We start from the raw sequence: 14781 nt of genomic DNA on the forward strand, positions 1-14781 counted from the left end.
GCTTTATAATTAGGACCTTTCATTGCCATAAAATAACTTTTATCTTTAGTAACAAAAGAAGCTAATTTTAAAATTAAATTTAATTTTCCTAAAGCTCTTGCAATAACAAAATCATATTTATTTTTATGCTTTTCAATTTTTTCTTTAAAAACAAAAACATTTGTTAAATTTAAATGTTTAATTAATAATTCTAAAAAATTAATTTTTTTCGAAGAAAAATCAATTAAAAAAACTTTTAAATTAGGATATAAAATTTTTAAAGGAATACCAGGAAAACCAGCTCCTGTTCCTAAATCACATAAATTATTTATTTGTTCAAAATTAAAAGTTTTAGAAATTAATAAAGAATCATAAAAATGTTTAAAATAAATATCTTTTTGATTCACTAAAGAAGTTAAATTAGTTTTTTTATTATAATTAGTTAAAAATAAATAATATTCTTGAAATTGATTTAATTGAAAATCACTTAAAGCAAAATCTGTTTTTAATCTATCAAAAGGCATTTTTATATTTTCTTAAATAAACATTTAAAATAGATATATCTACAGGATTAACTCCTGAAATTCTTAATGCTTGACCTAAATTATTAGGTTTAATTAATGTTAATTTTTCTTTAGCTTCCATAGATAAATTATTAATCTTATTATAATCAATTTCTGAAGGTATTTTTCTTATCTCTAAATTTAAATTTTTTTGAACTTCTTTTTCTACTTTTAAAATATAATCTTCATATTTGATTTGTATCTCTGTTTGTTCTAAAACTTCTTGATCATATTTTTTATCAATAAAAAAATCTATAATATTAATATTTAATTCTTTTCTTTTTAATAATTTATATAAAGTACTTTTTTCTTTAATCGAAGAATTATGTTTTTCTAAAAAACTTAAATTTTTTTCATTAGGTAATACAATAAAATTTTTTAATTCTTCTTTCAAATTTTCAATATCAGAACGTTTCTTTTCCACTTTATTATAAATTTTTTCATCTATCAACCCTATTTGATGTCCATAAGGAGTTAATCTTAAATCAGCATTATCATGTCTTAAAAATAAACGGAATTCAGATCTAGAAGTTAACAAACGATAAGGATCTGAAACTCCTTTATTAATCAAATCATCAATTAAAACTCCAATGTAAGCTTCATTTCTTTTTAAAATTAAACTTTCTTTATTTTCAATTTTAAGACTGGCATTTATTCCGGCCATTAAACCCTGACAAGCTGCCTCTTCATAACCACTAGTTCCATTTATCTGACCAGCAAAAAATAAATTTTCAATTTTTTTTGTTTCTAAATTATAATTTAGTTGATTAGGATTAAAAGCATCATATTCAATAGCATAAGCATATTTAGTAATTACTGCTTTTTCTAATGCAGGAATTGTTTTTAAAATTTTTTCTTGAACTTCTTCAGGCATACTTGTAGAAAGACCTTGAAGATACATTTCATCTAATTCTAAACTTTCTGGTTCAATAAAAATTTGATGACTTTCTTTATCACAAAAACGAACAATTTTATCTTCGATAGAAGGACAATAACGTGGACCTTTTCCTTCTACATGTCCTCCGTACATAGCCGATTTTTTTAAATTTTTTTTGATTAATTCATGAGTTTCTTTATTAGTATGTATTAAAAAACAAGGTTCTTGAATGCCTAAATCTTTAATAACAGAAGGAGAACTAAAAGTTTGTAAAATACCATCTCCTAATTGAATTTTTGATTTACTATAATCAATGGTATCTTTTTTAACTCTTGGAGGTGTTCCTGTTTTTAAACGAATAATTTCAAAACCATATTCCTTTAACTGTTCGCTAATACTATAAGTAGTAGGTGTATTATTAGGGCCAGAATTAATTTTATTTTTCCCAATTAAGATTTTACTAGCTAAATAAGTTCCTGTCGTTAAAATAACTGTTTTGCTATTAATAATAGTACCGTCTTTTAATTTAACTCCACACACTTTATTATCTTCTATAATTAATTTATCAACAAAACCTTCTAATAAAGTTAAATTAGGTGTTTTTTTTAAAATTTCCAAAACAATTTTAGGATATTTCATTTTATCTATTTGGGCTCTTAAACTTCTAACAGCAGGACCTTTAGAAGTATTCAACATTTTAATTTGAATTTGTGATAAATCAGCTGCTTTTCCCATTATTCCACCTAAAGCATCTATTTCTCTAACAACAACACCTTTAGCTGGCCCTCCAATAGAAGGATTGCATGGTAAAAAAGCTATTTGTTTTAAATTGACTGTGATTAAAACTGTTTTATGATTTTTAGCCAAAGCCAAAGCAGCTTCTACGCCTGCATGACCACCACCAATAACAATACCTTCAAAAATCATTTCTTTTTTTGTTTCTCCTTTTTTTATAAAAACCTTGTTAAAAAAATAAAATCAAAAATTATTTTTCTTTTTCATCAAAAAATTCAGAAGAAAACATTCTTTGTTGTTTTGAAATATTTTCGAAAACTTCGACACCTAAAAAAGATTTAATATTTTTCATTGTTTCTTTTAATAATTTTATTTTATAATTTTGAAAAAAATCTCTTTGTTTAACTTTTGTATAAAAAAACAAAAAAACAAAATTTAAAATAAAAATAATAAAAAAAATTAAATATCGATATTCTCTTAAAAAGGGAATTTTTTTAAAATAAAAAAAACAAACAAGAAATAAAGAAAAAAAAATGCTTAAAAAATAATATAAAAAATTTTTTCTAATTATTTTAAAACGTTTATATAATAATTTTTGAAGAAAATCCATATAAATAATATTAATTTCTTTTTGATATAAAAGTTCAAATTTGGAATAATAATTTTCATCAACTAAAACTCTATATAGATCATCGACCATACTCCAAACAATATATTGTTTCATATCTAAAAAATAAGAATTATATTCACTTTGTTTTAAAAAGAAAAATTCAATTTTTTTCTCTTCTCCATTTATATCATATGTTTCACAACGAAAAGGTTTCCCTGAAATAGAATTAAAAATAAAAGGAAAAAGTTTTAATTTACTTCTTTTATTTTTAAAAAAATTCTTCATTTTCTTAATTTTCCCTAATTTTTTATTTTCTTATTTTTTAAAAAAATCTTTTTAAAAATCACCAATCACATGAAATTAAAACTTATGGCTGCTCCAACCAAGTTCTGACCAGATTCATTTTAATTTTATTGAATGGTGATTTTTAAAAAGATTTTTTTAAAAAATTAAAAAAATTTCTTTTCTTTTCTAAGATTGATAAAAAAATTCTTTAAAATATATTCACTTTCTTTCTCAAAAAAATCAGATTTAAAAGATATTTTCGAAATCAAACTTAAATTATTTAAAGAAAAATTATTTTTCAAACCTAGCCTTATATTAGGAGTACTATAATATATTTTTTTTATTCTTACTTGAATTAATGCACCCATGCACATAATACAAGGTTCTAGAGTTGTATAAATTATTATATCATTAAATCTATAATTTTTAAATTTTTTATTTAATTTTTTTAAAATTAAAAATTCAGCATGACCAAAAAAAATTTTCTTTTTTTCAACATTATTATGAGCTCTAGCAATAACTTTATCATTTAAAACAGCCACAGCGCCAACAGGAACTTCGCCTTTTAAAAAAGCTTTTTGAGCTTCTTTAAAAGCTTCTTTCATATAAAAAAATTCTTTTGATTTCATAATAATCTTCTTTTTAAAAAATTAATTTATAAATTTATGACATTTTCTGCAACGCGGTTCATGATAATTTTTTTCACCTACTAAAACAATAGGATCAGTAGATTTAGGAATTGAACCATCGACTATTCTTTGAGTTCTATTTGCTTCTTTGCCACAAACATTACAAGAAGATTTTAATTTAATAACTTGATCAGCAATTGATAATAAATAATTCATAGATCCGAAAGGTCTTCCACAAAAATCAAGTTCTAATCCTCCAATGATAATATGCATTCCGCGATAAGATAAATTATTTACTATTTCTTCAATTTCTTGATCTAAAAATTGAACCTCATCAATAAACAAAACTTTAACATCTTTTTCCAAAAAATCTAAAATATCTTTACTTTTATTTATTAACAAAGAAGAAATAGTTTTTAAATCATGAGTTATTAATTCTTTTTTTTTAGAATAACGATCATCAATTTTAGGTTTAACAACTAAAACTTTAATTCCTAAAGATTTAAAAAAATTAATTTTTTGAATCAATTTTGTTGTTTTTCCAGAAAACATAGGTCCACAAATGATTTCGATAAAACCTTCTTTTTTAAAAACCATTTTTTTATCAAAACCTTTCTTAACCTTATTTCAATATTTCAATTTTTTTAAAAATAAATTTTTTTTAATTAAGAATTATAACGTTTATTAAATTTATCTATTTGTCCTGCTACAGTTACAAAAACTTGTTTTCCAGTATAAAAAGAATGACAATTAGAACAAATCTCAATTTTCATTTGTTTCATAACTGTTCCAATTTTATGTTTATGACTACAAGTAGCACAAATAACTTCAATCTCGTTAAATTCTGGTTGTTTTTTCTTTGTTTTCATATATATAAAATTCCTTAATAATATTTTATATATAATCTTACATTCTATATAAAATTATATATAAATTTCTCTTATAAAAATAATATAAAAAAATAATTTATATTTTATTAATTTAAATAATAATAAACAAATATCATTTTCAATTATAACATTTAAAAATTTAAAAAATAAATTAAAAACTAAAAATTATTTTTTTTATAAATAGGAAATTTATTAACTAATAATAATACTTTTTGTCTTACTTTTTCAATAACCTCTTCATTTTGATAATCATTTAAAATTTCGTCTATTAAATAAGCAACTTCAATAAATTCTTTTTCTTGAAAACCTCTTGTGGTCATTGCTGGAGTTCCTATTCTAATACCACTAGTGTTAAAAACTTTTTCTTTATCAAAAGGAATAACATTTTTATTAACAATAATATTGGCTTTTTGTAAAACTTCAGAAGCTAATTTTCCATTTAAATTAGGATATTTATATTTTAAATCGATTAAAATTAAATGATTTTCAGTTTTACCACTTACTAGACGATGACCTAATTTAACAAAAACATCAGCTAAAGAAAGAGAATTTTTTAATACTTGTTGTTGATAAATATTAAAATTTTCTTGTAAAGCTTCTTCGAAAGCTACTGCTTTAGCAGCAATAACATGCATTAAAGGACCTCCTTGAATTCCTGGAAAAACACCTTTATTTATTTTTTTCATAACTTCTTCATTATTACTTAAAATAATTCCACCCCTTGGACCTCTTAAAGTTTTATGAGTAGTCGAAGTAACAACATCTGCTTTAGCTAAAAAAGGACATGGATGTAACTTAGCAACAATTAATCCAGCAATATGAGCGATATCGGCCATTAAATAAGCTCCAACTTCATCAGCAATTTCTCTAAATTTTTGAAAGTCAATAATTCTAGAATAAGCAGAAGCACCAGCTATAATTAACTTTGGTTTTACCTTATGAGCTATTTCTCTTAATTTTTGATAATCAATTGTTTCTGTTTCTGGAGAAACCCCATAACTATAAGAATTAAAAAATTTACCAGAAAAACTAACATAATGGCCATGAGTTAAATGACCTCCATCATTTAAAGACATACCCAAAATAACATCATAAGGATTTAATAAAGATTGAAAAACAGCCATATTAGCTTGTGATCCTGAATGTGGTTGAACATTAGCAAATTTAACATTAAATAACTTTTTGACTTTTTCAATTGCTATTTGTTCTATTTCATCTACATATTCACAACCACCATAATATCTTTTTTGTGGATAGCCTTCGGCATATTTATTTGTTAAAACACTACCTTGAGCCTCTAAAACTGATTCAGAAACAAAATTTTCGGAAGCAATTAATTCTAGATGTGTTTCTTGTCTTTTTTCTTCTTGTCTAATAATTTTAAAAATTTCAGAATGATTATTTTTTAAAAAATCCATTTTTATTATTCACTTTCTTAATATAATTTTTTTTGAAATTAAAAATTTTAAATTAAAAATATTTTTAAATTGAAAACAATTTAATTTTCTTTTTTTAAAAAACTTTTTTCTTCATTTATATTTATTATAATAAATTATAATTTATCCTTTTATAATTAAAAAAATAAATTATTTTCAAAACTAAATTTAGTTTAGCAATATTTTTTTAATATTCATTAATATATTTACTAATATAAAAAATATTATATCGATTATTTTTTATTTTTAAAAATTTAATTCTCTCTTTTATAAAAAACTTTTTTGTTATAAAATAAAAAAAATTTAAAAAAATAAAGTTATTTTTTTAAATTAAAAAAATAATAAAAAAAGTTAGTAACTTTTTTTAAAATATGACTAACTTTTTAAAAAAACAACTTTTAATACTGAAAAAATATTCAAAATTAAAGAAAAAAAACTTATAAAAAAAATGACTAACTTTAATTTATTCACTTTTTAATTCTAAAATATTTCTTATTTTTTTTAAAAATTAAAAAAAATAAAAATTAATAAAAAAATTACTTATTTACTTATTATTTTTATAAAAATTATCAAAAATATTAAAATAAAAAATGTTACTAAAATACAAAAAAAAGTGAATAACTATAAAAAAAATGTTACTAAAATACAAAAAAAAGTGAATAACTTTTTTTTAAAAAAATTTTTTTTCTTCATTTTTGACGAATAAATAATAATTAATTTTCTAAAATAAAAAAAGTTAGTCAATTTTTTTTACTCTTACCAATAACAATAAATAATATAAATAAATAATAAATTAAAAAATATTTTTTTAAAATAATAAAAAAATTAAATAATCATTATTAATAATTTTATTAAAAAAATATTATTTTAAAATAATAAAAAAATTAAATAATCATTATTAATAATTTTATTAAAAAAATAAGTTATAATTTTAAATACAATAAAGAAAAAATAATTATTAAAATATATTTTTAAAAAATAAATAATTATTATTATAATATTAATAATAATTAAATATAAATAATATTATTTAATTCTTTTTTTAATTATTACTTTTTTTTATTATTTTATTATTTTATTATTTATAAAAGTTAATGATTTTTATAAATATAATTAAGAAAATAAATAAACAAAAAAAATATTATCTATAAAAAAAAAAATACTATAAAAAAATTAAATGTTATAAAAATTAATTATTCCGAAAAATTTAAAATATTTATTTTATGATTATTTTATAATTTAAAAAAATTTAATTATAAATTGATAAGTTTTTATCTTAAAAATATTTTAAATTTAAATAAAAAATATAATTTTTATTAATTATTAAAAAAAGGATTAACAAATGAAAAATTCCAAAATAAAAATCATATATGATGGTCTTGAAAAAGGTAATATTTTCGAATTTGTTCAAAAATTATCTGAATTTAAATCAGAAAAAATTCAAGATTTTCAAAATGAAAATGAAGATCTTTTTTTAATCACTAAAACTGTTAAATATGGTGAAATTACTGATACTACTGAAAATTTTTTAAAAAAATATAGTAAGTTAGTAATTGGCATCGCAGTTTCAGGAAATAGAAATTTTGGATCTAATTTTGCTAAAGCAGGAGATTTAATAGCAGAAAAATTTAATATTCCTTTAGTTTTAAAATTTGAAAATAAAGGATTTGAAGAAGATATTGAATATATTAAAAAATGGTTAAACGATTTTGCAAAAAACCAAAATCATCATTATATTCCTTCTTATATCACTTTAAATAATCAAATTATCGATTCCGACGGAAAAATAAAAGACGTCAATAAAGATCAAGAAGCTTTAAAAGCTTATTTTCAAGAAGAAATCGATCCTAAATTAAAAAAATTCCCTACTTTAAAAGATAAAATTGATTTTTTAATTCAAAATGAATATTATGAAGAAGAATTTTTAAAAAAATATTCATGGGAAGAAATTAAAACAATTTATCGTTTAGCTTATGCTTTTGATTTTAAATTTGATTCTTTTATTGGTGCTTTTAAATTTTATCATGATTATGCTTTAAAAACACGAGATCAAAAGTTCTATTTAGAAACTTATGAAGACCGTTTAGTAATTAACGCTTTATATCATGCTTCTGGTAATTTTGTATTAGCTCAAGAATTAATCGACAATTTAATGAAACAAAATTTTACTCCTGCAACTCCAACCTTATTAAACACAGGGCGTAAAAAAAGAGGAGAATTTGTTTCTTGTTTTTTATTAGAAGCTGGTGATTCTTTAAACGATATTTCACGTATTGTTGAATTCTCAATGCAGTTATCAAAACTAGGTGGTGGTGTTTCCATTAGTTTAAGTAATTTAAGAGCTAAAACAGAAACCATTAAAGGAATGGCTAACGCTTGTAAAGGAGTTATCGGAGTAGCGAAACTGTTAGACCATGCTTTTCGATATGCCGACCAAATGGGGCAACGTCTAGGAGCTGGAGCCGCTTATTTAAATGTTTTCCACGCTGATATTGAAGATTTTTTAAATTCTAAAAAATTAAATTCAGATGAAGATGTTCGTATAAAAACCTTATCTTTGGGAGTTGTTATTCCTAATAAAATGATAGAATTAGCACGTAAAAATGAAAAAATGGCTCTTTTTTATCCTCACACTATTTATCAAGAATATCAAATTCATTTTTCAGATGTTGGAGTGAATATGGATAAATGGTATCCAATTTTATTAGCTAATCCTAAAGTCCGCAAAAGATTTATTAATCCACGTTCTTTATTAGAATTAATCGCTCAATTACAAGGAGAATCTGGTTATCCTTATTTAATGTTTTGTGATAATGCTAACGCTGTTAATCCTTTAAACGATAAAATTAAATTTTCGAATTTATGTACGGAAATTTTACAACCAACTTTAACTTCTTATTACGCTTCTTATCATGAAAGAGAAAAAGACCATATCGGAATGGACATCTCTTGTAATTTATCTTCTGGCCATATGGGGAATATGATTAAGAATAAAAACATTAAAGAAACCGTTTTTTCAGCAATGGAAATAATGAATTCAGTTGCTTTAAAAACACAAATTAAACATGTTCCCTCAATTTTCAAAGCTAATCTTTTAAATCGAAGCGTTGGTTTCGGAATTATGGGGCATCACGGTTTTTTAGCCGAACAAATGATTCAATTTGGCAGTAAAGAAAATATCGAATTAATCGATGTCTTCTTTAATATTGTTAATTATTATTCACTTTATCATTCTTGTTTAAAAGCGAAAGAAACTGGAGAAAAGTTTTTTCAATTTGAAAAATCAACTTACGCTAGTGGTGAATATTTCCAAGATAAAAAAGCTATTTATCCAAAAATTCCTAAAATTAAAGCACTTTTTGAAGGAATAGAAATTCCAAGCGATACCGATTGGCTAAATTTAAAAGCTGAAGTAATGCAATATGGACTATACAATTCCCATCGCTTAGCAGTAGCACCAAATGGTTCTATTGGTTATATCATGTCTGCTACTCCTTCTTTAACTCCTTTAAAACAATTAGTAGAAGAAAGAACTTATGGAAATTCTAAAACTTATTTCCCAGCACCAGGATTAGCTGATTATTCTTTTATGTATCAAACCGCTTACAAAATGGATAAATTTAAAATAATTGATGTAATGGCAACAGCTCAAAAACATATCGACCAAGGAATTTCATTTGAATTATGTATTCAATCAAACATTACTACTCGAGAATTAACAAGATATTATTTATACGCTCATCATAAAGGAATCAAAACTCTTTATTACACCAGAACACAAAAATTAAAGATTTTTGAATGCACTAGTTGTGGTATTTAGATAAATATTTTTTAAATTATTATTAATAAGAAAATTTTATTAAAATTTTCTGATAATTTTTTTAAAAAACCTTTTTTATATATAAATATTTTTTAAAAGGTAAATTAAATGGAAGAAAAAAAATTGTCAAAAAACGAAATTTGGGAAAATATTTTGAAAGATTTATCTTTTATTTGTAGTGAAAAAGTTTTCGAAGAAACTTTTTCTAATATTAAATTATATAAAATAGAAGATGAAAGTTTTTTTATTTTAGTTGATAATGAATTTATTAAAAATAAAATTTTACATAATTATTTAAATAAAATAGATAATATTTCTAAAAAATATTCCCAAGAAAAAATATCTTTTAGATTTATTTCTGAGCAAGAAATTCTAAAAGAAGAAAAAAAAATAAAAAAAAAAGAAAATAAAAAAATTGATTCAAGTGATTATTATCAAGGAAATTTAGAATCTAAATATACTTTCGATAATTTTGTTCCTGGAACGAGTAATATGTTTGCTTTTGAGATGGCCAAGAAAATTGCTAATTCAGAAAAAATAGAAATAAACCCTTTATATATTTTTGGTTCTGTCGGTTTAGGAAAAACACATTTAATGCAAGCTATCGGAAATCACATTTTAGAAAAAAAATCTAATAAAAAAGTTTTATATATTAAAGCAGATGAATTTATAGAAGATTTTACTAATAAATTAAGAAAAGAAAAAATAGATGAATTTAATAATAAGTATAGGAGTATTGATGTTTTTTTAGTAGATGATATTCAAATAATGTCAGAAGCAACTAGAACTCAAATGGAATTTTTTAAAATTTTTGATTATCTTAATTTGAATAAAAAAAAAATAGTGATTACAAGTGATAAAAGCGTTTTAGAATTAAAAAATATTATGGAAAGATTAACTAATCGATTTAAAGCAGGATTAGTAGTAGATATTAAAAAACCAGATCTTAAACATCGTCTTGATATTTTAAAAAAAAAAATATTTTCGATTCAAGGTGAAGGCGAAAACATTCAATTAAAAAAAGAAATTTTGAATTTTATTTCTTCTAATTTTTATGATAATATAAGAGAAATGGAAGGAGCTTTATTTAGACTTTTAAATTATTTTCAAATTTATAAATTAGAAATTAATTTAAAAAATACTAAAGAAGCTTTAGAACCTTTATTAAAAAATAAGAAAAATGTGTCCGAAGAAGAAATAAATTCTGAAAAAATTAAAAAAATAGTAAGTAATTTTTATAATATTAATATTAGGGATTTGGTTGGTGACAAAAAAAATTCTAAATATACTTTACCACGGCATATCACTATTTATTTTTTAAAAAAAATAAATAATATTTCTTTCAAAACAATAGGTTTTATTTTTAATAAAAAATATTCTTCAATTTTTAAGGCTTATAAAAGAATTGAAGAAAAAATAGAACAAAATGAAGAATTAAAAAAAGTTGTGGAATTTATTTTGAAAAAAATAAATAATTAAAAAAATAAAATTATTTTAAGGAAAATAAGAAATTGAAATATGAATTTCGAAATAAAAAAAGAAGTTTTTTTGCATTATTTGAATCAAATTCAAAAAATACTTCCTCAAAAAACTTTTTTTCCTATATATTACTACATAAAAATAGATATTAAAAAAGATGTTTTATTTTTAGAAGTTAATAATAGTCATATTGTTGTCAAAATAAAAGTAGAAGATGAAAGTTTAAAAGTATATGAAGAAGGAATTTTTATTGTATTAGGAAGAAATTTTATTGATATTATTAAAAAAATAGATTATTATTTTGTTAAAATTGATTCTTTAGAAGATAAATTTTTAATTATTAAAACCGATTCTTCACATTATAAATTAAAATTAATGGAATTAGATAATTATCCTTCTTTTGATTTCATTTTTGATTATCAAAATTTTTTCGAAATAGAAATAGAATTATTTAAAAAATTAATTAAAGAAATGATTATCGTTTCTTCCAAAGATAAACAACAAAATATTTTAACAGGGATTAATTTAATTTATAAATTTCCTTTTTTAATTGCTGTAGCTACTGATTCTTTTCGTTTAGGTCAAAAAAAAATAAAATTAAAAATAGATTATTCTGATTTTAATATTATTATTCCTGCAAAAAGTTTAGAAGAATTACTTAAACTTTTGGAACAACAAAAAGATGAAATTGTTCAAATATCTATCACAGAACAAAAATTTTTTTTAAAAACAAATTCTTTATTTTTTCAATCACCTCTTTTAGAAGGAAATTATCCAGAATATCCACCGATTAAAAAAGAAAATTTAATTAATTTTTTTAGATTAAATAGAAATAATTTAATTAAAGTTTTAGATAGAGTTTCTTTGTTTTTACCAAAAGATAAAAATATTTTTGATAATTGTGTAGAATTTCAAATTCATTCGAATTATAAATTAGAAATTTCTTCTGATAGCGAAGAAATAGGACATGCTTTAGAAGAAATGGAAATTTTAGAATCTTCTTTTGATAGAAAAATAAAATCTTTTTTCAATGTTAAATATTTAGAAGAAATTGTAAAAGTTTTTACTAGTGAGCAAATTACATTTTTTTTTGAAAATTCATCGAAACCTTTTATTATTATGGACGAAGAGGATGAAACAATTTTATATTTAATTTTCCCTTTTTATTTTAAATAATTTTTTCGTTTTTTTTAAAAAAGGATTTTAACAATTATGATTAAAAAAAAATCAAAAAAAAAAGATAATAAAATAAATTCTTTATTTTCGGAATTTGATTTTGAAATAAAAATTTGTTTTCTTTTTTTGTTTATATTGACTTTTTTTACATTTATATGTGATATTTATTTATCTACTTTTAAAAAAGGCATAGAATTATATAAATATTATTCTAGATTTAGATATTTTACTAATCAAACAGTTTTTTCTATTTTATTGATTTTATTTTCTTTTTTTTTCAAAATTAAAAATAAAAAAATATATTCTTTTTTTATTTACGGAACTATAGTTAATGGTTTATTAACTTTTTTTGTTTATAATTTATTATTATTCCCTTTTTATGATAGCGAAAAATTTATTATAATGAGGTTTATTAAAAATTTTAAACTAAGATATTTTATTAGTTCATCACAACATATTTTTATTCCTTTAATTTATTTTTTTCTTTTTTTCTTTTACATTCCTTTAGATTTAAAAAAAATTAAAGAAATTTATTATTCTTTTTTTCATCCTATCTTATATTTATTTATTTTTTTTATAATCTCTTGTTTTTACAGAGAATGTAAAGAAGATATTGAAAAATGTTGGCTTCCTTATCCTAATATTCAATGTCCTAATCACGGATGTTTTTTATTCAAAAATAAAGAATATGGAAGTATGTTTTCTAAACTAATTATTGTTTTTGTAAGGTTATCGATTTTATTTTTTTTATTTACTATTCTTTTTGTTGTTATTTTTATTAACAAAAGAAAATTTAATAAAAAAAATAGAAAAAAATTTTTAAAAAAAAGAAATTAATTTTTAAATTATTGAAAAAGGTTAATATTAAAAAAATGATTTTTAAAGAAAAAAAAAGATTAATCACAGGTATTAAACCAACAGGAGTTTTAACTTTAGGTAATTATTTAGGCGTAATAAAACCTTTGATTCTTTTTCAGAATAAATATCATCATGAATATGATATTTATTTTTTTATTGCAGATTTGCATGCTTTGACTAGTTTTCAAGAACCATCTTTATTAAAAAAAAACATTCGTGAAATGATATATCTTTGTTTAGCTTTAGGTTTAGATTTAAATAAAACAAATTTATTTATTCAATCAGAAGTTCCACAACATACTTATTTAAATTATATAATGGAATCTAATACTTATTTAGGTGAATTAAGTCGAATGATTCAATTTAAAGAGAAGAAAAGTTCTTTGAAACAAGTTAGAACATCTCTTATGACTTATCCTATTTTAATGTCTTCGGATATTTTACTTTATGATGCTGATGTCGTTCTTTTAGGTCAAGATCAAAAACAACATTTAGAATTAACTCGTATTTTAGCTAATCGTTTTAATAATTTATATGGTAATACTTTTGTTGTTCCTAAATTTTTACAATTAGGTTCTATGATTAAATCTTTAACTGATCCTCGAAAAAAAATGAGTAAAAGTTCTTATGAAAATAGTTCTGATGATAAAGGTTGTATTTATATTTTAGAAAATTTAAATATGATAAAACAAAAAATTTTAAAATCAGTTACTGATTCAGGAAAAGATATAAAATATGACTTAGAAAAAAAACCTGGTTTAAGTAATCTTTTAACTATTTATTCTCTTTTGAAAAATTGTGATTTAAATGATACTATAAAATATTTTCAAAATTTTTCTTATAAAATGCTTAAAGAAGAAATTGCTGATTCATTAGTAGAAGAAATTAAAATTATTCAAGAAAAATTTTATGATTTAGAAAAAAATGTTAATTTAGAAAAAATTTTACAAAAAGGAACTCAAAAAGCAACAAAAATAGCCGATCGTAAAATAAAAGAAGTTAGAAAAAAATTAGGAATAGATATAAATTAAAAATAAAACCAAACTCAATTTAATTTTTGAGTTTGGTTTTTTTATTGTTTTAAATTAAAAAAACATAATAAAAGAAATAATAAATTAATTTATAAATTGAAATTATTTTTTTATAAAGCATTAACTTTATATTTGATTATTAATTTTTATTTCAAATTTACTATAAATATTAAAAAAGAATATAAAAAAATAGTTTATTTTTTATTTTTGTTATTGTATTTTTTTAATTTTTACTTTAGGTAATGTTAGAGAGTAAATAATTTAAAATATACTAGAAAAATTGATTAAAAAAAGAAAACATTTTTACTCAAAATACACAAAACAATATAAAAGAAATTGAAGAAAATAATAAACTTATAAGAATATATTTATAGATCAAAAATAAATGGACTGCTTTCTAAAATATCAAAAAA

General features: G+C 20.6%; 12 protein-coding genes and 1 other RNA gene. 5 read left to right on the forward strand and 8 right to left on the reverse strand.

Going from position 1 to position 14781, the window contains the following annotated elements:
* The 8 genes from rsmG to glyA form a co-directional block, all read right to left on the reverse strand.
* The coding region (rsmG, locus tag KTO59_RS02430) for a 16S rRNA (guanine(527)-N(7))-methyltransferase RsmG (RefSeq protein ID WP_284928443.1) at positions 1-503 on the reverse strand (503 nt) is incomplete at its 3' end.
* Positions 493-2346, reverse strand: a complete 1854-nt coding sequence (mnmG, locus tag KTO59_RS02435) for a tRNA uridine-5-carboxymethylaminomethyl(34) synthesis enzyme MnmG (protein WP_284928444.1) — start codon at positions 2344-2346, stop codon at positions 493-495. The genes rsmG and mnmG, both read right to left, overlap by 11 nt.
* 58 nt (positions 2347-2404) lie before the next feature.
* Positions 2405-3049 (reverse strand): hypothetical protein, encoded by a 645-nt coding sequence (locus KTO59_RS02440; RefSeq protein ID WP_284928446.1) that lies wholly within the window; start codon positions 3047-3049, stop codon positions 2405-2407.
* 49 nt (positions 3050-3098) lie between these two features.
* An RNA gene (gene ffs, locus KTO59_RS02445) (signal recognition particle sRNA small type) lies at positions 3099-3194 on the reverse strand.
* Positions 3195-3213: 19 nt separating this feature from the next.
* Positions 3214-3678: a nucleoside deaminase gene (locus tag KTO59_RS02450; RefSeq protein WP_284928447.1), complete on the reverse strand. Its 465-nt coding sequence runs from the start codon at positions 3676-3678 to the stop codon at positions 3214-3216.
* Positions 3679-3699: 21 nt separating this feature from the next.
* Positions 3700-4275, reverse strand: a complete 576-nt coding sequence (locus KTO59_RS02455) for a thymidine kinase (protein WP_225696183.1) — start codon at positions 4273-4275, stop codon at positions 3700-3702.
* Positions 4276-4343: 68 nt separating this feature from the next.
* Positions 4344-4547 (reverse strand): 50S ribosomal protein L31, encoded by a 204-nt coding sequence (gene rpmE / locus KTO59_RS02460; RefSeq protein ID WP_225696182.1) that lies wholly within the window; start codon positions 4545-4547, stop codon positions 4344-4346.
* 179 nt (positions 4548-4726) lie between these two features.
* Positions 4727-5986, reverse strand: coding sequence for a serine hydroxymethyltransferase (glyA, locus tag KTO59_RS02465; RefSeq protein ID WP_284928448.1), 1260 nt, complete (start codon positions 5984-5986; stop codon positions 4727-4729).
* Between the two features lie 1360 nt (positions 5987-7346).
* Here glyA and nrdE point away from each other — a divergent pair.
* The 5 genes from nrdE to trpS all read left to right on the forward strand — a co-directional run bounded on the left by nrdE (position 7347) and on the right by trpS (position 14368).
* A complete protein-coding gene (gene nrdE / locus KTO59_RS02470) occupies positions 7347-9824 on the forward strand; it encodes a class 1b ribonucleoside-diphosphate reductase subunit alpha (protein ID WP_284928449.1) in 2478 nt (825 codons plus the stop codon).
* A gap of 108 nt (positions 9825-9932) precedes the next feature.
* On the forward strand, positions 9933-11303 hold the full coding sequence (gene dnaA, locus KTO59_RS02475) for a chromosomal replication initiator protein DnaA (protein ID WP_284928451.1): 1371 nt from the start codon (positions 9933-9935) through the stop codon (positions 11301-11303).
* A 39-nt stretch (positions 11304-11342) separates the two neighbouring features.
* Entirely contained in the window at positions 11343-12479 is a 1137-nt protein-coding gene (dnaN, locus tag KTO59_RS02480) for a DNA polymerase III subunit beta (RefSeq protein WP_225696178.1), read from the forward strand.
* A gap of 36 nt (positions 12480-12515) precedes the next feature.
* Positions 12516-13316: a hypothetical protein gene (locus KTO59_RS02485; protein WP_284928452.1), complete on the forward strand. Its 801-nt coding sequence runs from the start codon at positions 12516-12518 to the stop codon at positions 13314-13316.
* 35 nt (positions 13317-13351) lie between these two features.
* On the forward strand, positions 13352-14368 hold the full coding sequence (trpS, locus tag KTO59_RS02490; protein ID WP_263864482.1) for a tryptophan--tRNA ligase: 1017 nt from the start codon (positions 13352-13354) through the stop codon (positions 14366-14368).
* Positions 14369-14781: the final 413 nt, after the last annotated feature.

The sequence above is a fragment of the Candidatus Phytoplasma sp. AldY-WA1 genome (assembly GCF_020312115.2).
Taxonomy (GTDB): Bacteria; Bacillota_I; Bacilli_A; order Acholeplasmatales; family Acholeplasmataceae; genus Phytoplasma; species Phytoplasma vitis.

Excerpts from the sequence above, each read along its gene's own strand:
- KTO59_RS02455 (WP_225696183.1), bottom strand. The coding sequence starts at position 4,275 with ATGGTTTTTAAAAAAGAAGGTTTTATCGAAATCATTTGTGGACCTATG.
- dnaA (WP_284928451.1), top strand. The coding sequence starts at position 9,933 with ATGGAAGAAAAAAAATTGTCAAAAAACGAAATTTGGGAAAATATTTTG.
- trpS (WP_263864482.1), top strand. The coding sequence starts at position 13,352 with ATGATTTTTAAAGAAAAAAAAAGATTAATCACAGGTATTAAACCAACA.
- rpmE (WP_225696182.1), bottom strand. The coding sequence starts at position 4,547 with ATGAAAACAAAGAAAAAACAACCAGAATTTAACGAGATTGAAGTTATT.
- KTO59_RS02440 (WP_284928446.1), bottom strand. The coding sequence starts at position 3,049 with ATGAAGAATTTTTTTAAAAATAAAAGAAGTAAATTAAAACTTTTTCCT.
- mnmG (WP_284928444.1), bottom strand. The coding sequence starts at position 2,346 with ATGATTTTTGAAGGTATTGTTATTGGTGGTGGTCATGCAGGCGTAGAA.
- KTO59_RS02450 (WP_284928447.1), bottom strand. The coding sequence starts at position 3,678 with ATGAAATCAAAAGAATTTTTTTATATGAAAGAAGCTTTTAAAGAAGCT.
- nrdE (WP_284928449.1), top strand. The coding sequence starts at position 7,347 with ATGAAAAATTCCAAAATAAAAATCATATATGATGGTCTTGAAAAAGGT.
- KTO59_RS02485 (WP_284928452.1), top strand. The coding sequence starts at position 12,516 with ATGATTAAAAAAAAATCAAAAAAAAAAGATAATAAAATAAATTCTTTA.
- dnaN (WP_225696178.1), top strand. The coding sequence starts at position 11,343 with ATGAATTTCGAAATAAAAAAAGAAGTTTTTTTGCATTATTTGAATCAA.
- glyA (WP_284928448.1), bottom strand. The coding sequence starts at position 5,986 with ATGGATTTTTTAAAAAATAATCATTCTGAAATTTTTAAAATTATTAGA.